Genomic DNA, 26323 nt, shown 5'->3' with positions numbered 1-26323 from the left:
GGCAAAAGTACAAAAGAAAACGACTTAAAAATTTATTTTTTTAATCTAATTTTTTTCTCAAATTTTTGATCTGGGCATGCTTCTTTTTGGTCTCTAAACGCTTTAGAATTGATGTTTTTGTGCGTTTCGTAGTTCTTCTGGATTTTGGCTTTAGTAAAGCCTTTTGCAGCAGTTTAAAAAGTTTTACAGTGACCAATTCTTTATTTTTATGTTGGCTCCGACTATCATTGCTCGTAAGAATGAGTAAACCTTCTTTGGAAAGTTTACTTTTTAAGTTCTTTTGAAGTACAGATTTTTCATCATCGCTTAGACCGAAAGAATTCATCAGATCAAAATTTAATACCACTTTTGACGACACTTTATTCACATGTTGGCCTCCCGGTCCGCCAGAGCGAACGGCTGAATAATTTAGTTCTTTAAGAATGATTTCTCTATCCATTTTTAATGAATATGCTGCGAATACTGGTCTAGATTTTCTCGGCGATCTAAAATATCATCGATGGCACTCACTGCCTCTTTAAGTCTTTTTTTAATACCCCCGGTAAGCTTGACGTAAGGCCTATTGTATTTTTGAAGTGCTTTTTCAAAAGCTTGGAACATCTCTTCTCGCTGTTCAGGTCTGTCGCGAAGATCATCGGCTTCCCACGGGGTATCAATATACGTTAACAAGTAAAGATCATAATTGTTCTTTAAGGCTGCTTCTTCAAGATCAGGATTTACAAATCCACCATAATACTCTTCAGAATAGACCATCGTTTCTAAAAGATCTGTGTCGCAAATCAGCACTTTATCCGCCTTTTTCGCCAATTTATTTTCCAATTCCATCTGCCCAATTGCAATGGGTATAAGATCTTCTGCTTCGCAGGTCTTTCTTTCATTGTTCCACTTATTCTGCAAATAATCTCTGGCAAATTCAGGCGCCCAAACCGTGTTATAATGAATTGCCAGTAATTCTGACAAGGTAGTTTTACCGGTAGATTCGGGTCCAAATAGAACCACTTTTACAATGTTTGCGGGCTTTTGTGTAAGTCTTTTTTCCATGCCAGATATCCAAGTATGGCGATAAAGGTAAAAACAAAATACTGAAAACTGGTAAATGCAAAACCTTTATAGAGATATAGTGGTACTGAGATAATATCTCCAATAATCCAGAAAATCCAATTCTCAATTTTTCTTTTCGCCATAAGCCACATGCCTACAAAGAAAATAGCTGTTGTAAAAGTATCCACATAAGCGGGCCAACTATGCCACTTATCATTGATTTTATAGACGAAAAAAACAAAAATTAAGGTTAGAACAAAAATTAGGACAGACCACCTTTTTTCTTTGAGTGAAGTTCTGGAAATTGGTGTAACATGAGTCGCATCTACTTTCCTTGTCCAAATATACCAACCATAAACGCTCATAATGAAATAATAGCCATTGATGAGCATATCTCCTAGTAAATCCCATTTATATAAAAGATAAACAAAAATGGCTGTACTGATCATCCCTGTGGGGAAAACCCATATTTTATTCTGTTTCGAGAACCAAACAGACAAAAATCCAAAAATAACAGCCACTATTTCTAGGATGATGTCGGCCGTTTCGTAACTGGCGTATTGTTCAAAAAGCGAATCAATAAGTTGGATCATGATGACTGCGGTCTTCGGTGACTATTTTTAAAATAAAAACACAATTTTTTTCGTCTAGCAGTGCTTGATGTATATGTTTATTGATAAAATCCATTACCTCGAGGTATTCGCCAAAGATCTGTGTACTCAGACCGTTTTCTTCAACGATAAAATTTGAATTTCGCAGTTTTTTGATAAATTCAATGATGGGTTTCTCAAAATCCTTGTGTAAAGGATACATAGAAATATCAATGGATACTTTCATCTTTTTTATGACTTAATTCTTGTAAAACATTTTGATCGTTTTCAAATGCCGTGCCAATTACTACTACATCTGCTCCGTTTTCGTAGGCTTCCTGAAGTTGCGACTTATTCTTGATACCGCCACCTACAATGACAGGGATATCTACTCGAGTGCTTACCTCCTTCACAATTCTTTTGTCGACCGAATTAATCGCGCCACTCCCTGCCTCCAAGTAAATTAATTTGTTTCCTAGGTACATGGCTGCTTTTGCTGTATGCACTATTTTCTCAATCTGATTCTGCGGAATTGGCAAGGTCTTACTCACCCTTTGCACGGCAGATTCATGACCGCCATCAATCAATATATATCCTGTTGGAATAATTTCAAAATCGCATTTCTCGAGCATTGGAACAGCTTTCATCTGCTGTTCTATTAAATACTCAGGATTTCTCCCGGACAAAAGTGACAGAAATAAAATTGCATCTGCATGATTTGTAATTTGGGTGTAATCGCCCGGAAACAGGATGATTGGAATCTGAGATAAAACTTTGATCTTCTCTATTAATTTTTCGGTAAATCCTAATTCTACCGTGCTACCTCCAACTAATAACAAATCAACTTCTGCTAAGTGTATTTGTTTCATTAAACGAGGTATCTCACCCAATGAAACCTTATCAGGATCTAGTAAAAGAGCTAATAACTTTTCTTGTTTCTTTTTTGCTTCTAATAGATGGGCGTATATTCTCTCTTTCATCATTCGGGTATTGCATATACCAAGGTAAAATCTTCAACAAAAAAATCGAAGTAAATCATAAATCTTCGTTTCCATTCACCAAATTCTACCCTACCTTTTGATCTTTTCTCTGCGAACAAAAAAGGGTCGATGGCAATATGTTGTTTAAAGCTCATTCCTCCAAACGGATACATTTTATACATGGCTTCTTTGGCACCCCAAACCACCGTGAGTTGTTTTACCAGATCTTCATCAGAAAGTGAATCAACTTCTGTATTGACAAATTTATCTTGGATGTTCACAATTTTTGGTCGGTTTTTCTCAATATCTATACCCACTTCATGGTCACTCACAACAATTCCTGAAAAATTATGGCTATGGGTAATCGATATATATTTCCCATCTTGCAAAAATGGTTTTCCATGCTCATTGTAATACAAATCAAAATCATTGTAACCAGCAACTTTTAACAAGTGCCTAACACTTAAAAAACCCATTTGGTGAACTTGACTGCGCATATTTTGCATACGATTTTTGCTGCTGTCTTTTAAGGGGGTATCCAAAAGCAGTTCGCCAAGTGTTTCTTCAATTTTCCACACGTATACATCCGTGTACTCGTTTGGTTTTATAGAACGATATAAAGGCATTTATTTAATCAAAGGTATTTTGTATTTTTGCAAAGGAAAAAACAAATATAAAGATTATGGCATCAGATACATCAACATATGTAAATTTTAAAGTAAAAGATATCAGCTTAGCAGACTGGGGAAGAAAGGAAATTGAGCTGGCAGAGGCTGAGATGCCTGGATTAATGAGTTTACGTGAGGAATACAAAAACGAAAAACCCTTAAAAGGAGCGAGAATTGCCGGGTGTTTACACATGACAATCCAAACAGCTGTCTTAATAGAAACTCTGGTTGAATTAGGAGCGGAAGTAACATGGAGTTCTTGCAATATTTTTTCAACACAAGATCATGCCGCTGCGGCAATCGCGGCAAAAGGAATTCAGGTTTATGCCTGGAAAGGAATGAATGAAGAAGAGTTTGACTGGTGTATTGAGCAAACCTTATTTTTTGGGGAAGATCAAAAGCCTTTAAATATGATTTTGGATGACGGAGGAGATTTGACCAATATGGTTTTAGATCGATATCCTGAATTGGTAAAAGGTATCAAAGGTATATCAGAAGAAACAACAACAGGTGTTCACCGTTTGTATGATAGAATGAAAGATGGGACCTTACCTCTTCCTGTGATCAATGTAAACGATTCTGTGACTAAATCGAAATTTGACAACAAATATGGCTGTAGAGAAAGCGCTGTAGATGCGATTAGAAGGGCCACAGATATTATGCTCGCAGGAAAAGTGGTTGTGGTTGCGGGATACGGTGATGTGGGAAAAGGAACTGCCGCTTCATTTAAAGGAACCGGCGCTAGGGTAATTGTGACAGAAATCGACCCAATATGTGCCTTGCAAGCGGCTATGGAAGGTTTTGAAGTCAAGAAAATGGACAATGTAATCGACAAAGCAGATATCGTCATCACCACTACCGGTAATAAAGATATCATTGTCGGTAAACATTTTGAAAGACTAAAAGACAAAGCCATTGTATGTAATATTGGTCATTTTGATAATGAAATCGACGTGGCTTGGTTGAATAAGAATTACGGGGCTACCAAAGTTGAAATAAAACCCCAGGTAGATAAATACACCATTAACGGTAAGGATGTTTTGTTATTGGCGGAAGGAAGATTGGTAAATTTGGGTTGTGCCACCGGACATCCCAGCTTTGTGATGAGTAATTCATTTACAAACCAGACACTTGCTCAAATTGAATTATGGAAAAATGGAGATCAATATGAAAATAAAGTTTATATGTTGCCAAAACATTTAGACGAGAAAGTGGCGCGTTTGCACTTAGAGAAAATTGGGGTAGAATTAGATGAATTAAGTGAAGCTCAAGCCAAGTATATTGGTGTTGAAGTTGAAGGTCCGTTTAAGCCTGAATATTACAGATACTAATTCCTCTTAATAACTTTTATGAAAAATATTCTTGTTCCTATCGGACATAGAAAAAGTGCTTTAAACACCCTTAACTATGCCATAGATTTTGCCAAATGTTTTGATGCTAGCATATATTTGGTTCACGTGTTTTCGAGCACCAGAGTTACAGGTTCCTTTTTAAATATCGACCAGTTGATGTTGGCTGAATCTAACAAAATTCTTCAAGAATATTTAGATAAAGTGGATACGAAGGGCGTTGAAATATACACAGCTTCTTTAAAAGGTTATGATATTTTGGATAGTTTAAAATTGATCATTGATAATTACAATATCGATTTAATCATTTCGTCAGCTAAAAATGATGATTCTGATAAAACTTATTTTATCGGACGAATTACCGGAGGTCTTATTAAAGATACCTCCACACCTATCATTGTGGTGCCTAAAAAATCTAGATTTGGTGAGATTCATAAAATTTTGATGACCTTAAAATCGGGCTCTATCAAATCTGTCAGCACATTAGATCCTTTGGTGACTATTCAAAAAAAGTTTAATACAGAAATCAACTTGTTACAGGTAAAAACTCCTAAGTTCAACGAGAAAGACAATGAGTTAAATGAAACCCTTGAACGTATCGTTAAAGAACGTATATCTACGCGTAACGCCACTGTTTTTCAAGGGGTTTTGGAATATCTTCACGAAGAGGCACCTGATATGCTATGTGTTATAAGGAGAAAGCGTGGCTTTTTTGCTAAGCTTTGGGAACAAGACCGTGTTAAAAAAATTGATTTTGAAGCAACAATTCCTTTGCTTATATTAAAAGGAATCGCGTAATTTGCGATTCTGTTTGGGGCTATAGCTCAGCTGGCTAGAGTGCTTGACTGGCAGTCAAGAGGTCACGGGTTCGACTCCCGTTAGCTCCACTTCAAAAAAGCGTAAATGATTGATAAACAATTGTTTACGTTTTTTTATTGCTGTTTTATCCCCATATTATCCCCATAATTTTTAGATTTATATAGATTATTCTTTATCGAATCTTATCGGTGACTTCGTGTTTGGGGAGGCCCAAATAGGTGCAAAATTCTTCGATGGTGAGCAGTTGATGCTTCTCTTTTTTAAGGGATACTTTGATGTCTGCGAAGAGTTTTCGGGCATATCTCTCGCTCTTACCGGTGATGACCTGGATGTCTTTTGGGTATAAACATATTCTTTCCATATTGCTTTTTGAGTTTTTTGGGTTTGTTTTCATACTCTATCTATACTTTATCCATACTTCATCTATACTGATGCCATGGATCTGTTTTTCAGGATGAAGTTAAGGGTTTTGATTTTTTGTAAAAAGTGTTTTTCGGCTAAATGGGCAGGAAGATACCTAAGCGGAACCATTGTCTTTCAAATACTTAAGTGCTGTTATATCTTTATTTTTTAAAAAGTTTAATTGTTAAAAATGATAGGATATGGCAAGACAGAATGGAATTTTGAAAGTAACAGGTAAACTGGATGACTTAAGTTTTTATAAAAGTAAAGAAGGCTACCTGGTAAGAACCAAAGGTGGTGTTCCGAAGGAAAGGATCCAAAATGACCCGGCGTTTGTTAGAACGCGTGAAAATGGTGCTGAATTTGGTCAGTCGGCGTATGCGGGTAAACTGCTCAGGGTAGCTGTGAGAAACATGTTGCTCAATGCAGGCGATGGCCGTGTAACCAGCAGATTGACTCAAGTGATGAGCAAAGTAAAAAACTATGATCTTACTTCTGCTCGGGGGGACAGAAAGGTAGCGATTGGTTTGGCTGACGATGCTGCAAAAGCGCTTTTGAAAGGTTTTAATTTTAACAACCGGGCATTATTGGGTACCGTGCTCTTCGCTCCGTATACCTTAGACACCGCCACAGGTGAAATTGACATGGCGAGTTTGAATACCGCCAATGATATTTCTTCTGCAACAGGTGCTACGCATGTGAGTTTGCAAGCAGGTTTTTTGGATTTGGATTTTGAAACAGGGATCAGTGATATCCAATACAGCCCCAAAGTGAATTTGCCTGTAGAGAATGTGGCCACTTCCGCTACTTTGACTCCGGTAGCTGCTCCTGTAGGAACAGGGAACAAGTTTTATTTGTTGATGATCGAGTTTTTTCAGGAGATCAACGGGGTGCAATACTCGCTTAAAAATGGTGCATACAACGTATTGGCCATTGTAGGTGTTGATTCAATCTGATGGAACTGGTATTGTACAGAAGTTATGATGAAGAGGGTGTTAATGGCACCCTTTTCTGTAACGGAAAATTTATTTGTAACACCATCGAACTTCCATGGAAAGAAAACCGCGTTGGAGCATCATGTATTCCGGAGGGGACTTATGACCTCCACTTGAGACGCAGTAAACGATACGGTGAGCATTTGCATGTGACCAAGGTTTTTGGCAGAAAAATGATCTTGTTTCACCCTGCTAATATCGCTTTGAAAGAACTGAGGGGGTGTATTGCTCCCGTAAGTAAGTTGACAGGTGTCGGCAGGGGGATTTTATCGAGAAGGGCCATGGACGTGCTGATGATTACCGTAAAAAGTCTTAAAAGGGCGAATGAAGAATTAAAATTAACCATAAAACAAGGAAACTATGAACTTAACAGAAAGATATAACAAACCCACTCCAAAATTTTTTAGAACGCTCAGAAACATCGGGATTGCTCTGGCGGCTACGGGCGGAGCTATTTTGGCAGCACCGATCAGTTTACCGGCACTTGTGTTGACCATTGCGGGCTATCTGACCGTTGCAGGAACGGTGGCGACCACGGTTAGCCAAGCGGTTGTAGCGGATATAGATGACGAGGGATTGGATGATGAGTGATTCGCATAGCAAGGCCGGATTTTTAGGCGGAACATTGTTTTCCGCCTTTTTTAATGTAACCGTGGATGATCTTGTTTTTACCGTTGTGATGGCAGCAGTGGGTGCCGTTGTGAGTTTTGGCGTGTCTGTGGTGATGAAAAGGGTTTTTGAGCAGAGAGAGTGATTTTTTTCATCTCTGATAATTTACCGGATAAGGGAAGTCTGTACTTCTGTTTAACTACAATACATGCTTAAAACCACGCGATATAATCGCGCGGGAGCTATGTTAATTTTCCCTTTAAACCCACCTTAAATATAGCTTTTGTTGGCTTTTTGTTGTTTTTCTTTCATCCAATTGTCATGTAAATTCCCCCATTTTGCATTTGAATTTCCTAAACGGTTAGCTTGTCTTGGATGACAAAGTGGGATTACATTATATATTTTGTTATTAATTCTAATTTCATGCTGTCTGCCATATTTATTCTCTGTTATACCAAATTGAGCAAGTCTTGAAAATCGATTGTCATAAAACCGTAAAAACCATTTAATTGGTAAATCACCTAATAATATCAAATTCTCAGCTTTTGAATTTTCGAGTTCTTCCAATATTTCATTTCGTCTGATTTTATTATTCAATTCAGCTTTGTCAAAGTCAGGAATCGTCGCTTTTGGAAGTCCGAATTTTTCAATAATACTGTTTGAATAATGTTTATCAATAGCGTTTCTTTGTTTTTCATTTACTCTTGATTCAGGAAGCAAATCACACAACCATGCAGTTTTCCTGTCGAATCCGAGAGGTTCTAAAAATAAAGAATCAAGTGCTCTTCCTGAAGGTCCATTGAGTATTTTATTTGGTGGTGCTGTCAGTCGTCCTAATTGTTCTGGAATTATAATTTTCGATATTATTTCTTCTGCATTTTCTCCAGTCCAGAATATTTCGGGTTCGCTTGCAATTGCTAAAGCTGAAACTTTTTGCTTGCCATTTTTGTCCTCCCATCTAGCATGAACAGCACTTGCGTAAACTCCCAAAACAAAAACTCTCTTCGGGGTTCTGTCTTTTTGCTCAACTTTTTTAAGTTTCTGTCCAAATGGGAAATAAAACGGCTCTGTCATGCTGTTTTTCTTTTTTAAAAAATAAACGCTAACGGTTATATCATCACTAAAATAATTATTTATTTTATGAAATTAAGTGATTAAAAAGTTTATTTGATCCTTTTTTGAAACGGTTAATATGCTTAAAACCAAGCGATATAATCGCTCGGGAGCTGGGGTTTTGTTGCTATTATTTTAGTTCGTTTAAATAATCTGCAATATATTTTTCATTGAGTTTCTTTTTATATTGTACAATATATCTTGGATGGTCAAAAACAATTACTTTATCAAATAGTTTTGCTTCATTATTTACTTTTTTGAAAAAAACAGCATTCGTTTTTCCAAGAATGAAGCAAACAGATGTGTCAATCCCAAATGCAATCTGTTTTCGCAGGCTTGAGATTATGAATTCCTTTGATGATTGGAATAATTCGTCATAATCATAATAATTACAATTAACCCAATTCCCTTTTTGATTTTGCTCTACAAATCCTAATGGACAAACAGAATTAATATAAAATTTATCGTAAAATTTTTCACTTCCGCCAAATTCTTTGATTACGTCATATACAAATACTGAAGATGGCTCGTGGGTTTGAATTGATGATGATTCAATTCCACATACTTCTGCTAACCTCTTTGTATCAGTAAAAGGAATGCCTGTTGCACCAGCTCCAAGCCTTCCTGGATTAATTCCCAGTATAATTTTTCGCTGATTGTTGTCGCTAAAGAACTTTTTGTAGAATTTTTCCAAAATCGATAGGATTTCCTCATTATCCTTAAAGGGATTCATCACTTGGACGTTTTCTTTTAGTTTCCCTTTATATTCAAGGTTTTTGTGAAATTCAATTACTTTGTCCGCAAAATCTGTCATAAGTATTTTTTAATTCTCGTTGAGTTTTTTAAACCTTTAATAATGAGTTTTTATATGATTTGTGCGCCTAGAAAAACGAAGATTTTTCGGAGGTAGCAAATCATTTGTTGAATGTTTGTGGTTAATGTTAGTTCGAATGTAATCACAAATTATATGAGGTTTCGTACAACGATTTTTTTTATTCGTTCTAATCCGTCCCATTCATAATTTGTTCTTTCTCGGTTTAACGGATTTAAAAGACTTACTTCGCTTAACGTGTATTGCATTCTCGCAAAATTACAAGGAGCACAAGTTATTACTAAATTATTCAAATCATTATTTCCTCCTCTTGAATGAGGAAGAAGATGGTCGTATTGCAACCACATTGCTTGAAATGCAGAATGTTGGTCAATGTTTTTTCTTTCCCATTTTAATGCTTTCGGATAAAATTGTTGTATGATTTTTCTAATTTCTGCTCTAATCACAGGAGTTCCGCAAAACACACAATTATATCCATCTCGTTCAATAATTTTCTCTTTTAGAGCTTTATTCGGCATTCTTGTTTCAATACGTTCCTCTTTTTTCAAAATGGGAGGAGAGTCAACGGTTTTCTCAAAATTGAGATAAGGACTGTTTTTTCCCCAAAGAGATTCTGTCCATTCCCTAATTTCAGGAATATCAGCTTTTAAAATTAAATTTTCAGCTTTAAGAAATTCTCCATTTTCGTGAAATGAAACAGCTTGATTCAAATATTCAGCCGCTTGAAATATTTCTTTTATAGGTTCTCTAAAACAATTTCTTAATTTCAAATTTCAATTTTTTTCGGTTTCAAACTCTTGTAAAACTTGTTATATCCAACCAAATAGATCCTTTTATCTTATTTTAGGGATAGACAAACAAAATCATATTATATCAAAATTAACAGATAGGATTTTATTTTAAATGATATAAATCAATGAAAGTCAACATTTTTATATTTTTCGAGCAAAGTTGATCTACTTAAAACCACGCGATACATTAGCTGCGCTGTATTTCATTGCGCGCGGGAGTAGGGCAGGTTTTCTAACACTTTTTCAAATCTCTAATCAATTTTGGATTTTGCAATGAATAGATTATTACCTTTTTTAAAATCGTTCTAACGAAATTTAATATATCTACCCTGTCTAAATCCTCTAGAATATTTAGTTTTTTTGAAAAATCAATAAAATCTCCATGTGCTACCACGCTGCGATAGGAATAGATTGTTTCCATCACTTTACCTAGAGTTAAGGTTTGAGGTCCCTTAATGTGATTTTCAATTATTATTGGATTGTCCCATTGATTGTTTAGCAGGTTAAGTTTAGTTTGTAATTGACCACTAATTGATTTTAATCTATCTTGACTTCCATTCACTAGTAACAGCTCCAAACAAGCAATATAGCTTACAATTTTAAAGGTCGAATAATTTGATAATTCGAATGTCAGAAAGAAATCTTCTAACGATTTATCGATATGTGGGAAATCGGATTTAATTTGATTAAAGTCTTCGAGCAATTTTAGATAGGAGACAACCTGTTTATTATCATGATTTGTAAAACCTTTAGGACGATTTACTCTAATTTTATTCGTTATCCAATAGGTATCGATCCTATTCAATTCATTGTAATAATTATAGATGCAAAGTTCATTAAATGAATTTTTAATGGAACTGGTGGAAAAACTGAAGGGAACGAAATAATCTTTATCGGCTAAGGCGAAAGCTTTTGCATACATCATATTATATCTATCCGACACAGAATCTTCTAATACAAAGTACCGAAAATCATCAATACTTCTTTTGGCTCTCGAGATTCCGCCAGATGGCAATTCTTTGGCAATTTTGTATTCATAATAAGAGTTATCAAAATCGTTACTTGGGACATTAAACATTGGCATTTTATCATGCGGATGATACATTTTAATGTAAGCCTTTAATTGTTCAAGCCGTTCAACTGGAATTTTTTTTAGAGTTACACCTTCAACAATTGAAATTTCTTGGTAAGGGTCCAGTTCAGTCAAATCTGCGATAAAGTAATAGATCATTTACTACGATTTTGAGATAACGGTTTCGTATAACCGTCAGTTACGGGTTAATTTGCTTTATTATTCGGTTTGGCACTGACTTTAGCAATTCCAAGTGGATTCGGACGTAGTCGAATCCGCCGTAATTGCGGTTATACATTGTTACAGCACGTATTTTATTCACGATATTCCTGTTACCATTACCTTGTCGATAATCCATTTTCCTTTTACTTTTCTAATAAATACAAGAGCGCTAAATCCACAAAGACTTCCGCAACCAAAGCTACTTTTTAGAACTCCATAATTTTTGGATTTGTCAAACTGAATACGTGAAAATCCAGTTATTCCAGAAAGGTGAAAATCATAATCGCCTTTCCATACTTTGCTTGTCGCTGGCAATTCAGAACGGTATTTTAACTTAAACTTATCAGCGTGTTTTAAATCCGTTAAATTAATTTTATAGGGCTTTTCAATACTTATGGTGTCCAATTCAATTGCGAAATCTTTATAAAAATCAATTAACTCTTTTTTCGCTCGTTTATCTATTCGGTAAGTACTGTCAACGATAGCAATCACTAATATAGTAGTATCCTTTTCTAATTCAGCTTTTCGTTTTTCATAATCGGCTATCATTTTCGATTCGTCCCATTTTATTGCTGTTGAATCACTCCATTCAGAATTTGGTGGCGGCGGTGGTGGTGGTGGTGGTGTCAATCTTGTATCGTAAAAAACAGAATCAAGTAACGCCGGAAAAATTTCATTCGCAACAGACCTTTCAAATTCCAAATCAGTCTGCTTTTTATCACAGCTAATTAAAAACAGAAATATTGAAATTATGATGAATGTTTGTTTTGTGGTCATATGTGCTGTAACGTGTTATATCATCACTAAAATAATTATTTATAAAATTAAATTAGGAGATATAATTGGTTTGGTTGAAACATTTTCGGGCCCATAGAACGAACAGATTTAGTGTGCTAATAATACCCCTTCCCGCTGATACAATGTCTAATGCCTCCGCGTGGGTTTTCCATATCACCATGATATCTGGGAATTACATGACAATGGAAGTGTATCACCGTTTGTCCGGCAGCTATTCCGCAATTCATACCAATATTATATCCATCAGGTTTGTAGTCCTTTTCAATGATGTCCTTAGCCATCAAGATCAAAGAATTTAATTCTTCTTTTTCTTCTTTGTTCAAATCAAAATAGTCTGGCTTTTCTTCATTTGAGATGATCAAAATATGACCCGGAGATACCGGATAGGCATCAAATATCAGGAAGAAATTATGCCCTTGATAAATGACTTTGTCAGCTGAAATGTTTGAAAATACACTCATTAAAAATTTCCTTTTAGTTCTATGCTCGGTTGCCAGGTTATAATTGAATTTGCTTTGGCAATGTCGTATTGTTTCTGCAGAAATGCTTTTCTTTTTTCTTTTGTTTTTCCCGTTTGATTGATGATGGTTTCTGCTAAAGGGTGCTTGCTACTGATATAAAATTCGTTTCTATTAAATAGACGGTTCAAAAATTTAATATCGGGTACTTTTGCACTTTTCTCTTTATTGATTGACGGTTCTGCTAGGACTAAATTCCATACGCCATTGATATTTGCACCCGCATTACTATGGCTCTTTTTATTGGCATGGGGTAAAAAGTGGTCGACTTCGCATATGCTCAGGCTTCCTTTTTTTACGGTAATGTCTTGAAAGCTATAAAAGCATTTTCCTTTTTGATATCCATTTAATGAATCCCGAACAGAGGTAATGTCTTTCCTTCTCATCAGGTCGTTCTCCAGGAAGAAAAGGGAAGTAGTTTCATCGTATTTTACCTCTAATAAATTGGGATTTATCCTGAGATTCCAGGCCGTTTCTACCAGATTCCATCGCGCTTCTGTTTCTTGTTCGAAATTTTGAAAGTGATAGCTTTCTTTGAGTTTCAACAGGTCGTCTTTAATGACAATTCTTTTCCGGCCATTGGCATAATCCTTTTCATAGAATAAATTGGGTATTTGTCCACCATTCACATTTTGAAAGGCGTCTACAACATTTACAAAACCCAATTTCTCGGTTTGAAATAGCAGTTTCGCCTCATCGATGATGCCGTTATTGTATTCTCTGCAAGCTTTTAAAAAAGTGCTTGAATTAGAATTCCCTTGTTTGTCACTTTTTTTGAGATGTGTTGTGATATTTTTTGCGAATGGTTTTGCTAAATCTGACAAAGAGATAGCAGTCGTTTCCCGGTCGATCAATTCCAACAAGCTTTTGGCAAATGCAAATTTGTACGTGGCTGAATTCTTTCCAAAGAGGATCAACGCTCTCCATTGGGATTCTAAACTTGGATCGTTTATTTGAAATTCAGTCATTTGATTAATGTGATCGTTGAATTTATGTGACTAAAATTAATTTTTAATTTAAAAATAGATCAATATAATGGTAATTTTTTGCTGGTTTATTAACAAAAGCAGATAAAAGTGAAACCACGTGATACAATCACTCTGTAGCAGGGCTTTCAGAATAAATAATATGTTTATTTAGGATAAAGTGGAATCAATTTCATCGTCATTTTTGAAAAAGATAGGAATGTTCTTATCTATGCCTTGTCTGAATTTCTTTACATTTTTTCGACTTTCATCCGGGTAATAAAAAATATTCTTACGCTCGTCATCAGGTCTTTTTACTGAATAATGCCCGCGGTTTCTGTCGTTGACTGTAGCTATAGTAAAGTGTGCATTTCTAGTGGCATTGTGCAATTGAATTCCTGATTCATTCAAGACATAATCAGAAAATTGTTTTTTTAATTTGGCTATAGCATAAGACTTGTCTTCTTCCAATTTTGCAGCGAAATCGTTGAGTAAATCGATCACCGGTTTGCCATAATTTTTCTTTTCCAAAAATTCTCTTCTTTCTTCTATGTAGCTTTTGAAATTTGTTTTGATAAACGAGAGGAAAGATTTGATCAAATAGGAAACCTGGTCGTTGATCGGATCGATCAGACCCTGGTTTTCATCATTGAATATTTTGATCAATTTATTAAACACAGCGTTTTCGTGGTTGGCCCAGTATAAATGGTATTTCTTTTCGTACTCCAGTTTTTCAAAGGATTGAGATGCTATATCTGAAGGTTGAGGGGTTAAGTAAATCATGTAGATTTCGGGGTTTAAAGCGCTTTCGGCATAAAGCGCTTTCAGACCGTTTAATTCGTCTTGCAACTGTGTGTCGGTTTTATTGATCGACGCATCGGTAATCTTATTTTCGATACAAATGGCGTAGATGATCTCTTTGGATCTATCGTCTACAATTTCAATAAGAATATCAATATCTCTTCTCTTTTTCTTCCCTTCCTGGTTGAGGCTTACCGTTAATTCGGGCATCACGTTGATCGAATAACCAGAATATTGTGAGAGATCTGTGATTCTGTTCTTGTATTGGATTTTGGACAAGAAATTTGTGTCGACATTGATTAATTCATTTAAGATCTCTTGTAGCAACAGACTTGAAATGCCATGGTCTTCATTGGGATTTAATAAATAAGCTAAAAAGGAACTAACGTTGGGTTCGTTGATGGAACCGTCATGGGATGATAGAATTCTGAAAATGTTCATGAAGAAATTTAATTTTAATTTTTATTGGAAAAGCATATTTTTTTGTTATAAACGAATATTCTCTTTTGCTAATTCAGGTTCTGTTTTTTTTAATTCTAGTTTATGTTGTTTCAATTTGTATATCATTCCATTTTCAGGAGATGAGTTTTCGAAATCCGTTTCAAAAATTCCTGCAAATTTGTATAATTTGAAACCCAAATTATCAAAGGATCGTGGAAATGTAATTCTCTTAACAGGATTGTTTATAGCACCTTCAAACCATTTTTTGTAATTATCCGGGTTTTTACATTTCTCAAAAATCGTTTTTCCGTCATTGCTTATTCGATTATCCCACTCTTCATTATCATAGAATTTCGGAAACCACAGATAATGATTGGGATAGACCTTGCTTTTAAACCATCCTTGCTGAACGGCTTTATAGTCCTGACCCAGGCAGTTGCAGGCGTCAATGATTTTTCTGAAGGCCGGATTTTCATTTACCGCCAGATACCCTTTTTCTATGTGGTACTGTGGATTAAATTCCTTCTCAATATCCCAGGGTTCCCAGTTGGCATTTTGTTCGCGTGTAATTATTCGTTTCCTCAACTCGTTCACCACCAAATCTATTTGGTGATCAATGGATTCAATATCCGGGGTTATGGAAATTCGCCTTACCTCATGATTTGTGGCTTGAATAATTTCCGTTTCTCTATTAAGATCAGATTCAATTTGTTTTTTATGAAAAGGCTCATCAATTTCTATATGCAATGCCAGTTGCGGAAAATACATATCGGTTAAAGCATGACCTTCGTTTCTATTGACATATTGTTGGGTCATAAATTTTACATCAGACCTATTGAGCATATGGTATATGCGCGTAACTACATAATTCTCAAAATTTTTCTTATTAGTTTTTGCAATTTGTTTAATTATAAAATCTCTTTTATTCATATCTGGGTTAAACTGTTTTTTCTGTTGGGGCAATCTAACAAATTTTGCATTGGCTAAGTAATAATTGAGGTAGAAAGTTTTAGAATCTCTTTTCAGTTCTTAATGAGGTAAAAATGCCGAGGTTAACATTTTTATTATTTTTCGGGCGGTTAAACTTGCGAGCCGCACGCCGGAGGCGGGCAAGCCAGCGAGCTGAACGAGGGTGGTGCAGGAGAAGGTATGCGGAGCGTACCGACTGCAGCCACGTGATGCGCCGGTGGCGCGGGGTTTTTGCTATAGTGGATTTTTCTTTTTGGAGGGGGGACAAGGGTTGGGAGGGAGTGAGTTTTTTTTGTTTTTAAAGGAGGGTTAGTGGTAATTTTAATTTTATTCTATTCATTTTTGGCTTGATCCAAAAACGAATCAAAAAGATCAAGGCTGCAAAGAAAAAAGTACTTCACTCTTCATCAAGGTTAAGTGCGTCGGAGTGATCTCCTCATCGCCAATCGGAGCTTCTCCGTCTTACTAATCCTTGATTTTGATTGCCGTTCTTTTTTCTTTGAGGCCGGGTTTTGAAAATGGTGCTTAAAATTAGCACAACCCGACGGATGGTGGAAATAATTTTGGGTTTTTGGGGAGGTGTTGAGGAAAATTATATGTTACGAACGAGCGAACAACGTTTGTGCGCGTTGACCGATTGGGTATGACTGAAAGGCATACTTAATGGGCAAAAGGGTGATGCGTATTTGGCTTTTGCAAAAACCGTGACACCGAATAGCCCGAGTGAGACGCAGGCGAGCAAAAAATATGTAGCAGCGGCATAGCCCCAATAAATATGTAACTTACCATAGAGGGTTTGGGGCTATGGGGGAGCTGCGCGTGAGGAATGAGCAAACGTGTGCACTGTAACAACCGAATGGCATTGTTTGCGCATCCGCGCAAAAACAATGGGAAATGAGGGGTATATGCAAGGGAATAATAAAGACTAAAGATAAAAGACCAAAGATAAAAGGGAAAAGTTAAATTTTGGATGTATTGAGAAACCCCTTGCAGATATGTTACAGGAAACAAAAGTGAGCGAATGACGAACACCGCTTAACCTGCTTTGGGGATACGGCTACTTCCGGTGCTAATAAATTGTACAAAAAAGTGAGATCCTGAATGAATAAGTGGAGGTTGTTTTTGTTTAGATCAATGTCATTGAACAGCATACAAATGTCGAGATAGCCTTTGAACCAAGCCATTCTTTCGAGATCTTCAATAAGTAATTGTAAAGTGTATTCAGGATATAAAAGTGACCTTTCTAACAATGGGATGTGTTTGAAAAGCCACAAGATCTGATGAGGGGAAACTTCATCTATATATTTCAGCATTTTTTTCTTTTTCTTCTTTGTGGTATCAACTTTAACTCTTTATGCTAAAATCATGGGCAAGGTTAACATGGAATTTGCAAGAACTTTGCAGTATGATGTATTCGAACTATTTTAAAGGGATTATTAATGAGGGTAACGCACTTTCTCTTTCTCCAAAATGTGTGACTACGATGATGAATATTATTCATCTGGAAGGGAAATTAGCGGGTATGAATGCTCTCAGAGATAAATACGACAAGTTTAATTTTAGTAGGGAAATCTTTAAAGTTGAGCGAAAACTAACAGATCTTACCGGAAATATTCCGCCAAGGCAATTGCTGGAAAGGTTTTATAAGATTACGCAGGATGAACTTTGACAAGTCATTTGGAGATATGGGGTTTGGAGAAGAGGTTTTTAATTCATCTAATTTGGGTTGGGTAGAGATGTTTATAACCACCTCCCCCTGCCGAAGGCAGGCAAGCCTTCGGGGACCTGCCTACGGCAGGCAGGCTCCTCCTAAAAGGAGGAGAAGTTTGGTATATCTATTTGTGTGTTATCATGTGAGTGAATCCGTTGTTAACTATTAATTAGGAGTTGTTAATCCACCTGCCTACGGCAGGCAAGCCTGTGGGGCCTTCCTCCTAGGAATAGAAGTTTAATCGTAGGTAGATATTTTGGTTAACACGTTGTTAAATGGTGATTTAGTAGGTATTAAATGAATTTGACCACCTCCCCCTTCGGGACCTCCTCCTAAGAGGAGGAGAAGTTCAGTAAATTCAATAGCATATAGATCTTTTGATTAATCCGTTGTTAACTAGTAATTAGGAGTTGTTAATCCACCTGCCTACGGAAGGCAAGCCTTCGGGGCCTTCCTCCTAAGAGGAGGAGAAGCTTTTCTTTGTGCTCTTGCTAACTGCAGACAAAAGTGACTGAATGAGGAATACTGTTTAACTCAGAATCAAAGTGCGATCAAAATTATTTACTTCTAAGGAATTGGATAAAATGATTTGAAACTTATATGGGATTTAGGGCTGTGCTATACTCTCCAGAATTACTCAAAAAAATTACCAAGTTTTTGCTACTACCTTTGTAAAATTAGATTTTAAAATTCCTTCGGGCCAAATGGTTCTATTGAATGGAATATCTATATCTATTCCTAAGGCGTTCTTCGCATAGATCCAGGACGCTGAAGAACATATGAGTTTTTGGGGTGCAACTTCTTTAGATCTAAAAACCTCTCCTATTGAACAATACTTTGCGTACTTTAATTTTAAGGCTTCTTCAAATAACAAATTATTATCAGCCTCTGAGGTTGTCAATTTGAATTCGCCGTTTTCAAATCTCCATTTTTCGACTATTACCTGCAAGACATATGCGCGTCCATGTTTGTAGGCCCAATCTTCGTGTAACGATTCATCGTGCATTTGCTCTACAGAATTAATACCAATCGTAAAAGAAAGGGTATCTGAAACTATTGCAGGAATATTTTCTCCATCTCGTTTTATGATCGCAACATGCCCCACATCATACCAATGTCCAGACCTAAAAAGCACACCTGGTCCACCTGTATAATCACCGTTTGGCAGTGCCACTAAAATTCTACCTTTTTTTATTGCAGGACGGATTTTATCAATGAATTCCTGACTACTCATTTTGAAATTATCTTGTTCTACAGCAATTGATTGATCTGCTACTGAATTAAAGGTTTCAGCCCAAAAATCAAATTCTGTATTACTTTGATTGCCTTTCAAGTTCATTTCAGGCTTTGTTTCAACATCCAAATCAATCATAATTCTTGAAAATGGATCGTCGATCAGGGTATCAATAGATTTTGTCTTTTGCGTAGGGTACTTCCTTTTATATATTTTGTTGATCCTTTTTATTTCCTTTACCCAATTTCCTTTTTTATCGAGTTTGAACTTTTCTACCATTTTGCCCGTTTCGGATGGTATCCATTTTTCATAGAACAATTCTCGTTCTGATTTTGGTAATTGAAATAAATGAATTCTTTCTCCCTGCTCATTTTCAATATTGATAGATTCGACGTAATCAGAAATGACTTTCTCCCCAAAAACAGGTCTTAACAAACCCTTATTCCCAAACTGAGGAGCATAGTATTCAAATAATTTAGTCAGATTTTCATAATAAGTTGATGCTATTTCGTTTTGATCAGGGGACCCAATCTCTTTGTGAGATTTAAACCCCACCAATAAAGAGACCAAGGCCAAGAGCAGAAAATTTCTTATTTGATACATTATATTGATTGATTTTTCCTTTTCAAGATACAAAAAGTCAATTAAATCTATCTAAAAACAGGCAGTTGGACCTACAACTTCGGTAGGCGAACTCCTCCTAAGAGGAGGAGAAGTTTTTCTTTGTGCTCTTTCTTACTGTAGACAAAAGTGACTGAATGAGGAATACTGTTGAACCACCAGTGGATTTTGTTTATTGACCGCAGTGTTTTGTTTTTAATTCTATTGCTTCTTCCAGTCCCAATTCACCGGCTTTTTCCCAATCCGTGCAAGTTTCATCCGGCAGGTTGAGGTGAAAGGCTATTTTTCCGCGTAACAGGTAGTATTCTGCATTGGATGAATTTATTTCTATGCACTTTGACAGGTCGTTATAGGCTTTTTTTAATTCATCTATTTCGATGTGTGATTCTGCTCTTTTATAATAACCTCTTGTCTCATTCGGTAAACTGTCTACTACAGTTGTAAAGTCGTCTATAGCTCCATTAAAATCAGTTAAATTATGTTTTGCTATCCCTCTAAAAAAGTAAGCATCAGAATATTCCGGTCTCGTTTTGATGTAATGATCGTAGTCTTCTAATGCACCCTTCCAATCTTGAAGCTGGCGTTTTACTGATCCCCGGTTATAATACGCTACCGTATATTCGGGTTCAAGTTGAATTAGTTGGTCATAATCGTTTAAGGCAGCCTGAAGATCCATTATTTCATGCTCGGCATAGGCCTTTAGGTAAAGGATATAACTATCTGTTTTGGATATGTTGTCTAAGTACTTACTGAGGTAAGTAATTGCCTCCGGATATCTTTTTTCATAAATCAGGCTTTCCCCTAATTCGCCAGCAATTTCAAAGAATTCTGGTTGAATGGTAAGTGCTTCTATATAATCATTTATTGCACCCGGATGATCTCCCTTTTGCTTTTTGGTTGAAGCTCTATAGGCAAAAGCGCTTGCATTGTGATAACCATTTTCAATGGCTTTGTCAAAATCTGCCATGGCCGCATCCATGTCACCCAGCTTATAATAGGTTTCTCCTCTTTTGTACAAAGCTAAATGTCCACCTGGATTGCGCTCAATCGCTTTGCTAAAATCTACTATGGCCTCTTGATAGTTCTTGAGAAGGAAGTTTGAAAAGCCACGGCCGGTGTACTGGGTTACGTCATTAGGATCCATTTCGATGGCTTGGGTGAATAATTCAATCGCCATAGGATAATTTGCCTGGTTATAGTATTCATCGGCCTGTAATCGCACCGAGACGGCCGTTTGTGCGGTTGTTGTTAATACGACAAGGAAAAGGATCATGGCTATTTTTTTCATAGTTAATTTTTTAAAAGGTAATGGGATGGATTATAATTCTGAATTTTACTTTGAACTTCTTTACAGAACATCTTATTTGCAATAATAATCAAGTGCTTCTACTGCTTTTTCGAAGTGAAAAATTTTTGCCATTTTCCAGTCGGAACAAGCTTCCTTTTTTCTGCCAAAATGGAGATGGAACATCCCTCTTTTGTAATAGCCTTCCCCAAAAACAGGATCCAGTTTCACGACTTTGTCAAAATCTTCAAAGGCACCGGCGAAATCATTTTGTTTCTTCTTTGCTTCTGCCCGCACATGATACGCACCTACATTCTCGGGATCTAATTGAATCACCCGGTTGTAATCTTTTATGGCCAATTTATATCGGCCCATGGTGTGGTAAGCAATTCCCCTGTCGAGGTAAGCCAATAAATAGTTATTGTCCAGAAGAATGGCTTTATTGTAATCCTGAATGGCGGCTTCTTTTTCATATGAAAAGAACTTTGCGACTCCTCTTTTGTAATAGGCATCTACGAAATTTGAATCAATTTGAAGAACCCGGTTCAACAGGTTTATCGCCGAGACATAGTTTTCGCTTTCAAAATTTTCATTAGCCTTTTCAAAAAGTGTATTGGCAGACTGGGAAAATAGGTATGTAGTGAATAACAAACAAGCGAGTATTGTATAATTTTTAGGTAGGGAAGAGGCTATTTTTTTCATGTAACTAAATCGTTTGTAAAGGAAAGTTATTTTTTACTTATTAAATTTTAATGATCATTTTTATTTGAAGCGCCTATATCAGAAATGTTATGGTCTACTAGCCGCCATGGTATCCCACAAAGAATCGTTCTTATCTGTTATGTCAAACTCATTGTCGATATGATCATCGCATTATTGTTCAAGCATGATGATCGCTGAATTCGTAAAAAAATGGTCGTTCTCTTTTGATTTTTCAAATTTAAAGGGATACTATGCACTATATCTGCACAGTTATTCGATTTTTTAATTGGAGAAATTTCAAGATATAAGTGTAGGTCTTCCATCCTAGGTATCGCACGATGCGGAGCAAAGCGAGTAAATAATGGGTATGTGCAAGGGAATTTTTCAGGGTTTGTTGGGTTGTTTTTGGATTTTTTAAGGGAATATTCTTAATAATAACCACCTCCCCATACCTACGGTAGGCAAGCCTTCGGGGGCCTTCCTCCTAAAAAGAGGAAATGTTCAGTATGTTTAATTGCATGTATATGTTTTGGTTAAGGCTAGGTTAAATAGTGATTTAATAGGTTTTAAATGAATTTGACCACCTCCCCCTTCGGGGACTCCTCCTAAGAGGAGGAGAAGCTCTTGCTAACTGTAGACAAAAGTGAGTGAATGCGGAACATTGCCTAGCTTTATTGATTGTAGATTCGACTTATCAGATTTTTTTAATTGAAATGAAGTTCTATTACACTTTATTTTACGATAAATTTCTGGAATGATTGAAATATGTTTTAAGTGTTTGTGTTTTTTTTGTCAATGACAAAATCAAGCATTTTATCAATTTGAAGAATGGTCATGTCTTCTGTAGATATTATACTGTCCATAGAATAGGTCTTTTGGAATAAATACAAGCTATCTATCTGGTAACTATTCGGGTTTCTGTGTTTTTTTGGAATCAAGATGTAGATTTTCGGTTTTACCATATTCAGTTTTGAGTTTGCAAATCTAAGGGGATATAATGCAGTGATTCTGCTCAGTACATTGCCGGCAGAAATAAAATTGAATTTGAGGGTATTCATGAGCTTGTCATGTTTGAGTGAATTGCATCACACAGGTTTTCGATCATGTGGGTTTAATTAAAGAGATCGAGTAGGTTTTTAGATTTTGTTCCTGCGTATGGAGTATGTGCACTTCGCATAATTTCCCTGTGCAGACTAATATATTCTTGTATCTCGGTTTTATTCGAATTAAAAACAGGCGTGATTGAAAGGGTTGTACCTCTTGTTTTAAATGTGTTTTTTGCATTGAAATAATCGAATGAATCACCTGATTTGATTAAAAAGCTATTTGTAAGGATGAAACGATCATGATGTGTTTTTGCAGAGATAAAAATCAATATATTAGGGTTTAATCCTCGCTCTTTGAACAATGAAACTAATAAATCATAGGTTTGATTTAAGTTAAATCTATCTTTTGGTTCTGGTATTCCAATAAAAATGATAAAGTTTTTTACCTGAGGAGATAAATTCTCGACGATCGGGACTATGTTTTCGCGAATACCTACATCACTTTTTAAGCAGAACTTATCATTGATGATTAAGTCATGTGGGTAATGATGGAAACGTTTTAATTGGCCCCATGATTTTAAAATATCATTTCCATGCTGTGTTTTTTTTGGATTTACATAAAATGTGCGGGAATTTGAATACGACTTCCATTCATCCATATCATTTTCATTGGTTAGGAAATGATATGGGTTATTTTCCTTATACTTTTCGGGTGTGTAATTATATTGGTTACCTAACCAAAATGTTGCAAAAGGATAATTTAATTTGCTATAAATATTTATATTTTTCAGATTTCTAAAAGTGTTTTTTTCATTTTGATAAATAATTGTGTTTTGCCGGCCTGTCGTCAGTTGGTTTATTAGCGGTAAAATAACATTGCGCAAGGGAGGATCAACATTTTCCAGAAATGAAGATAATTCCTTGTCAAAAAAGAGATCTGATTTACTTTTAAAAAAAGACCAGATTTGTTCAAGTTGATTTGACTTCTCTGAAAATCTTTCAGAACCTAAAAGTGACCTAAAATAATGTTCTAAATACTTTTCATCAATATAGGACCGCACCATTTCAATTGAAGTTTTTTAAATTCAATAAACTTAAGGACAGCGAAGAAGCCTCATCGAAAAAACCTTTGCCGAAATCATTGTTCATAAAGCCATCTTCCCTAATTTTTAAGGAGTAAACCTGATTTTCACCAGGAGGTATTTTATTGGGATGATGTAAATAGTTTACTCTAACATTTGTGGTATTAAACCTTGAATCACTAGAGGCAATTAAATATTGTATTTTACGGATTAAATACTCTGAATGCGTTTCTATTATTAATGATGATGGTTTATGAATTTTGTAATCTCTAAAACCGTTAAGAATAAAAAAGATAAAATCTTCAAAAAGTTCCGCCATTTTACTTTGTAAAGCCGGGTGAAGATTGGATTCAGGCTCTTCAATTATTGTCGTTGTAGAATATTGTGATTGACATAAAAATAGAAGAGTTTGAACGATTTTCTTAGTCCCTCTGCTTTCCAAGTGCAATGGGAAGGATTGGGTGCCTCTTTTTATAAACAGGCTAAATCCAAGTTCTTTTGCCCCTGAACTAATTGTTTGTACCTCTAATTTTTCTCCTATCTCAAATTCATGAAGCCATCTATTAATAAATTTCATTTTAGGGTAACCATCAAAGCGGTTATTTACAAATTGATAAATATAATCATCTTTTTTCCCGCTTTCATCGTATATATAGTGAGGCCTAATTTCTAACTTTGCATCAAATTTTGCAGGCACACTACTAAAAGAAGATAAAAATAAAACTTCAAATCTAAGCCTCATACCACCAACCAGGCTTATGATTTTATTTAAAACTTTAGAGATCTGACTATAGTTAAAAGCATAGTCGAAGTCTGTTGCGGAGTCATATTCAATCAAAAAAGCATCTGTAAGCGGATTTACGATTGAGGATATAATCTCCCTAATTTCTTCTTCATTTAATGTTTGCTCGTTATGTTTAAATATTTCTTCAAATTCGAGACTTTTTACTACGTATGTGCTTTCAAAATCTAGTTCTGGAAGAGGATTTTCTACTGAATCTGTTTGTAAATAAAGATTCCTACAGGAAGTATAATCTTTTTCAATATCAGGAAACATCTCAGACCAAATATCATAGGGATATGTTTTATTGGGTTCACAATATAATCTAGTAAATAATTTAAAATACAATTGCTCCTCAAAATTAATATAGTTATTAAAAAATTCTTGGTTTACCCCCCTTTTATGGACATTGTTTTTTAACATTTCTGCAAGAACTCTAGTCTGTAATAAAATAGAGCTATCCTGAAGAGTGTATATACTTTCCAGCTCTGATTTTTTAATTAAATCACTTACTTCAATGTATTTATCAGCTTCTGTAAGCTTTTTGTAGCTCGAAAAAATTGAGTTTATTAATAGTTCGCGTATTTTTTTTTGTTTATTTATTGTTCTTTCAGCTGCTAAATTAATTTTGTTGAACCAAACAAATTTAGATTTACATTCATCGAATATAAATTTGTTTTTTGAAAAGGGATGTTCTTTAATTGGAAGAATTATTTTACTGTTTAGATTCTTAAAAAGATCTTCCTTTTTATAATGTAATAAAACGCACTCCTCTGAGGAAATTTTGTATTCTACTAAAGAACCTCCTTTTTGATCAATTTCATAACCTAATTCTATTTCAATTACACTTTTTAAATCTTCATCTAAATATTTAAAAAACAAGGAGAGTTTGTTGCTTTGTGAATCTCTATTTAAGATTTTAAGGGCATCACTTTTTTGAAATTCATTGAGATTTCTGAAGCTAATCTTCTCCCAACTTTTTATTCTTAGCTCACTAATTATATCTATAACATTAAAATCAAAAGCCTTGCTTAAAAAATACAAGAGATCAGTATAGGTACTTTTACCACTGCCATTTGTACCAGTGAAGATGGTCAAGGGGCCTATAGGAAACTCTACTTTATTCTTAAAAATTTTGAAGTTTTTTACTCCGATACTAATTAGTTTATAATCTTGAAACATTTTTTTTATTTTCGGTCAATAAATTTATCTGAATTTTTATTCTATTTCTAATATTTTTCGTTTTAATAATTGAAATTTATTTGTAATACCTAACTGTTCTCGCGACTATCTTTGTTTTGATTAAAGTGTTCATATTTAACGTATCCACGCGATTCATCTACATCATCAATTAAAATCCTCATCAAGTCATATACAAGGCAAGATTAGTTACATGCTATCGTCATTAAACCGATAGCTTTTAAGTTATGAAAACCTAAAACTTCCTTATTCATTAATACGTTAATCATTCATTTATAGAAGGACGATAAATGAATTATTCAGTTATATTGTCTTTGAGTACAACAGGTTCATTTTTCATTCTAACCTCTAATAGTTCCTTTTTTAATTGATCTGCAGATAATCCTTCATAATAATTCATGAAATCTGCGATATTTTGCTTGGGAGCTTCATTGCCAAGTCGAATTAATTCAATTCCATTTTTTTCAAAATAAGTTGTGCATTCTAACCTTTGGGTACTTGGGGATTTCAAGCAACTATAGACAACTTTAATTTTTGATTTTGGAAGAATATATTCTCCTGTTTTACCTGCTAAATAACCAAAAACCTTCACTGAGGGGTTCGTCAAATTACTTTTGCGTATAACATTTTCTTCTTGATTAAAATATTTATTCAGAATGATATCTATTGCGATCATGATTTATAAT

At 35.3% G+C, this 26323-nt stretch carries 31 protein-coding genes and 1 tRNA gene; 9 read left to right on the top strand and 23 right to left on the bottom strand.

What is annotated here, in order from left to right:
• Positions 1-40: 40 nt before the first annotated feature.
• Genes arfB through ACFQ39_RS06535 form a run of 6 tightly spaced genes read right to left on the bottom strand, consistent with a single transcriptional unit; the run spans position 41 to position 3237 of the window.
• On the bottom strand, positions 41-439 hold the full coding sequence (arfB, locus tag ACFQ39_RS06560) for an alternative ribosome rescue aminoacyl-tRNA hydrolase ArfB (RefSeq protein WP_377177261.1): 399 nt from the start codon (positions 437-439) through the stop codon (positions 41-43).
• Between the two features lie 2 nt (positions 440-441).
• Entirely contained in the window at positions 442-1041 is a 600-nt protein-coding gene (locus tag ACFQ39_RS06555; protein WP_377177259.1) for an AAA family ATPase, read from the bottom strand.
• A complete protein-coding gene (pnuC, locus tag ACFQ39_RS06550) occupies positions 1002-1634 on the bottom strand; it encodes a nicotinamide riboside transporter PnuC (RefSeq protein WP_377177257.1) in 633 nt (210 codons plus the stop codon). Before pnuC ends, ACFQ39_RS06555 begins: the two co-directional genes overlap by 40 nt.
• Positions 1618-1878, bottom strand: coding sequence for a YkoF family thiamine/hydroxymethylpyrimidine-binding protein (locus tag ACFQ39_RS06545; RefSeq protein ID WP_377177255.1), 261 nt, complete (start codon positions 1876-1878; stop codon positions 1618-1620). Before ACFQ39_RS06545 ends, pnuC begins: the two co-directional genes overlap by 17 nt.
• Positions 1862-2611, bottom strand: coding sequence for a geranylgeranylglyceryl/heptaprenylglyceryl phosphate synthase (locus ACFQ39_RS06540; RefSeq protein ID WP_377177253.1), 750 nt, complete (start codon positions 2609-2611; stop codon positions 1862-1864). Before ACFQ39_RS06540 ends, ACFQ39_RS06545 begins: the two co-directional genes overlap by 17 nt.
• Complete coding sequence (locus ACFQ39_RS06535) at positions 2611-3237, bottom strand: 4'-phosphopantetheinyl transferase superfamily protein (RefSeq protein WP_377177251.1); 627 nt, start codon at positions 3235-3237, stop codon at positions 2611-2613. The genes ACFQ39_RS06540 and ACFQ39_RS06535 overlap by 1 nt, the downstream gene beginning before the upstream one ends.
• Before the next feature lie 56 nt (positions 3238-3293).
• On the opposite strand from ACFQ39_RS06535, the gene ahcY reads away from it, so the two are divergent.
• From ahcY to ACFQ39_RS06500, 7 genes are all read left to right on the top strand, one after another.
• Entirely contained in the window at positions 3294-4610 is a 1317-nt protein-coding gene (gene ahcY, locus ACFQ39_RS06530; RefSeq protein ID WP_377177249.1) for an adenosylhomocysteinase, read from the top strand.
• Positions 4611-4628: 18 nt separating this feature from the next.
• Positions 4629-5426, top strand: a complete 798-nt coding sequence (locus ACFQ39_RS06525) for a universal stress protein (protein ID WP_377177246.1) — start codon at positions 4629-4631, stop codon at positions 5424-5426.
• A 15-nt stretch (positions 5427-5441) separates the two neighbouring features.
• Positions 5442-5515, top strand: a tRNA-Ala gene (locus ACFQ39_RS06520).
• 534 nt (positions 5516-6049) lie between these two features.
• Positions 6050-6805 (top strand): hypothetical protein, encoded by a 756-nt coding sequence (locus ACFQ39_RS06515; protein WP_377177244.1) that lies wholly within the window; start codon positions 6050-6052, stop codon positions 6803-6805.
• A complete protein-coding gene (locus tag ACFQ39_RS06510) occupies positions 6805-7227 on the top strand; it encodes a DUF5675 family protein (RefSeq protein WP_377177242.1) in 423 nt (140 codons plus the stop codon). The genes ACFQ39_RS06515 and ACFQ39_RS06510 overlap by 1 nt, the downstream gene beginning before the upstream one ends.
• Positions 7205-7435: a hypothetical protein gene (locus ACFQ39_RS06505; RefSeq protein ID WP_377177240.1), complete on the top strand. Its 231-nt coding sequence runs from the start codon at positions 7205-7207 to the stop codon at positions 7433-7435. Before ACFQ39_RS06510 ends, ACFQ39_RS06505 begins: the two co-directional genes overlap by 23 nt.
• Entirely contained in the window at positions 7425-7598 is a 174-nt protein-coding gene (locus tag ACFQ39_RS06500) for a hypothetical protein (protein ID WP_377177239.1), read from the top strand. Before ACFQ39_RS06505 ends, ACFQ39_RS06500 begins: the two co-directional genes overlap by 11 nt.
• 125 nt (positions 7599-7723) lie before the next feature.
• On the opposite strand, the gene ACFQ39_RS06495 is transcribed toward ACFQ39_RS06500, so the two are convergent.
• From ACFQ39_RS06495 to ACFQ39_RS06450, 10 genes are all read right to left on the bottom strand, one after another.
• On the bottom strand, positions 7724-8527 hold the full coding sequence (locus tag ACFQ39_RS06495) for a hypothetical protein (protein ID WP_377177237.1): 804 nt from the start codon (positions 8525-8527) through the stop codon (positions 7724-7726).
• A 169-nt stretch (positions 8528-8696) separates the two neighbouring features.
• Positions 8697-9380, bottom strand: a complete 684-nt coding sequence (locus ACFQ39_RS06490) for a uracil-DNA glycosylase family protein (RefSeq protein ID WP_377177235.1) — start codon at positions 9378-9380, stop codon at positions 8697-8699.
• Between the two features lie 149 nt (positions 9381-9529).
• On the bottom strand, positions 9530-10168 hold the full coding sequence (locus tag ACFQ39_RS06485) for an HNH endonuclease (protein ID WP_377177233.1): 639 nt from the start codon (positions 10166-10168) through the stop codon (positions 9530-9532).
• A 253-nt stretch (positions 10169-10421) separates the two neighbouring features.
• Entirely contained in the window at positions 10422-11420 is a 999-nt protein-coding gene (locus tag ACFQ39_RS06480; protein ID WP_377177231.1) for a hypothetical protein, read from the bottom strand.
• 159 nt (positions 11421-11579) lie between these two features.
• The gene (locus tag ACFQ39_RS06475) at positions 11580-12260 is read right to left on the bottom strand and encodes a hypothetical protein (protein WP_377177229.1); all 681 of its coding nucleotides are present in this window, start codon (positions 12258-12260) and stop codon (positions 11580-11582) included.
• Between the two features lie 116 nt (positions 12261-12376).
• Complete coding sequence (locus ACFQ39_RS06470; protein ID WP_377177227.1) at positions 12377-12742, bottom strand: HIT family protein; 366 nt, start codon at positions 12740-12742, stop codon at positions 12377-12379.
• Positions 12742-13767 carry an HNH endonuclease domain-containing protein gene (locus ACFQ39_RS06465; protein WP_377177225.1) on the bottom strand — a complete coding sequence of 342 codons (1026 nt, stop codon included), beginning with the start codon at positions 13765-13767 and terminating at the stop codon, positions 12742-12744. Before ACFQ39_RS06465 ends, ACFQ39_RS06470 begins: the two co-directional genes overlap by 1 nt.
• Positions 13768-13935: 168 nt before the next feature.
• Positions 13936-15006 carry a PD-(D/E)XK nuclease family protein gene (locus tag ACFQ39_RS06460; RefSeq protein WP_377177223.1) on the bottom strand — a complete coding sequence of 357 codons (1071 nt, stop codon included), beginning with the start codon at positions 15004-15006 and terminating at the stop codon, positions 13936-13938.
• A gap of 45 nt (positions 15007-15051) precedes the next feature.
• The gene (locus tag ACFQ39_RS06455) at positions 15052-15936 is read right to left on the bottom strand and encodes an AbaSI family restriction endonuclease (protein ID WP_377177221.1); all 885 of its coding nucleotides are present in this window, start codon (positions 15934-15936) and stop codon (positions 15052-15054) included.
• A 1037-nt stretch (positions 15937-16973) separates the two neighbouring features.
• Positions 16974-17288 carry a hypothetical protein gene (locus ACFQ39_RS06450; protein ID WP_377177219.1) on the bottom strand — a complete coding sequence of 105 codons (315 nt, stop codon included), beginning with the start codon at positions 17286-17288 and terminating at the stop codon, positions 16974-16976.
• 41 nt (positions 17289-17329) lie between these two features.
• On the opposite strand from ACFQ39_RS06450, the gene ACFQ39_RS06445 reads away from it, so the two are divergent.
• On the top strand, positions 17330-17644 hold the full coding sequence (locus ACFQ39_RS06445; RefSeq protein ID WP_377177217.1) for a hypothetical protein: 315 nt from the start codon (positions 17330-17332) through the stop codon (positions 17642-17644).
• Positions 17634-17855 carry a hypothetical protein gene (locus ACFQ39_RS06440; RefSeq protein ID WP_377177215.1) on the top strand — a complete coding sequence of 74 codons (222 nt, stop codon included), beginning with the start codon at positions 17634-17636 and terminating at the stop codon, positions 17853-17855. Before ACFQ39_RS06445 ends, ACFQ39_RS06440 begins: the two co-directional genes overlap by 11 nt.
• 477 nt (positions 17856-18332) lie before the next feature.
• On the opposite strand, the gene ACFQ39_RS06435 is transcribed toward ACFQ39_RS06440, so the two are convergent.
• From ACFQ39_RS06435 to ACFQ39_RS06405, 7 genes are all read right to left on the bottom strand, one after another.
• Positions 18333-19523 (bottom strand): hypothetical protein, encoded by a 1191-nt coding sequence (locus tag ACFQ39_RS06435; protein ID WP_377177213.1) that lies wholly within the window; start codon positions 19521-19523, stop codon positions 18333-18335.
• Between the two features lie 190 nt (positions 19524-19713).
• Positions 19714-20829: a tetratricopeptide repeat protein gene (locus ACFQ39_RS06430; RefSeq protein ID WP_377177211.1), complete on the bottom strand. Its 1116-nt coding sequence runs from the start codon at positions 20827-20829 to the stop codon at positions 19714-19716.
• A gap of 72 nt (positions 20830-20901) precedes the next feature.
• Complete coding sequence (locus tag ACFQ39_RS06425; RefSeq protein ID WP_377177209.1) at positions 20902-21528, bottom strand: tetratricopeptide repeat protein; 627 nt, start codon at positions 21526-21528, stop codon at positions 20902-20904.
• A 770-nt stretch (positions 21529-22298) separates the two neighbouring features.
• Positions 22299-22586 (bottom strand): hypothetical protein, encoded by a 288-nt coding sequence (locus ACFQ39_RS06420; RefSeq protein WP_377177207.1) that lies wholly within the window; start codon positions 22584-22586, stop codon positions 22299-22301.
• 53 nt (positions 22587-22639) lie between these two features.
• Positions 22640-23638 carry a hypothetical protein gene (locus tag ACFQ39_RS06415; protein ID WP_377177205.1) on the bottom strand — a complete coding sequence of 333 codons (999 nt, stop codon included), beginning with the start codon at positions 23636-23638 and terminating at the stop codon, positions 22640-22642.
• A 1-nt stretch (position 23639) separates the two neighbouring features.
• Complete coding sequence (locus ACFQ39_RS06410; RefSeq protein ID WP_377177203.1) at positions 23640-25619, bottom strand: AAA family ATPase; 1980 nt, start codon at positions 25617-25619, stop codon at positions 23640-23642.
• Between the two features lie 313 nt (positions 25620-25932).
• Positions 25933-26313, bottom strand: coding sequence for a hypothetical protein (locus tag ACFQ39_RS06405; protein WP_377177201.1), 381 nt, complete (start codon positions 26311-26313; stop codon positions 25933-25935).
• Positions 26314-26323 lie beyond the last annotated feature (10 nt).

Source organism: Namhaeicola litoreus, from assembly GCF_042679565.1.
GTDB lineage: Bacteria > Bacteroidota > Bacteroidia > Flavobacteriales > Flavobacteriaceae > Namhaeicola > Namhaeicola litoreus.
The sequence above is the reverse complement of the archived record's forward strand: the minus strand, read 5'-3'. Positions and strand labels throughout refer to the sequence as shown.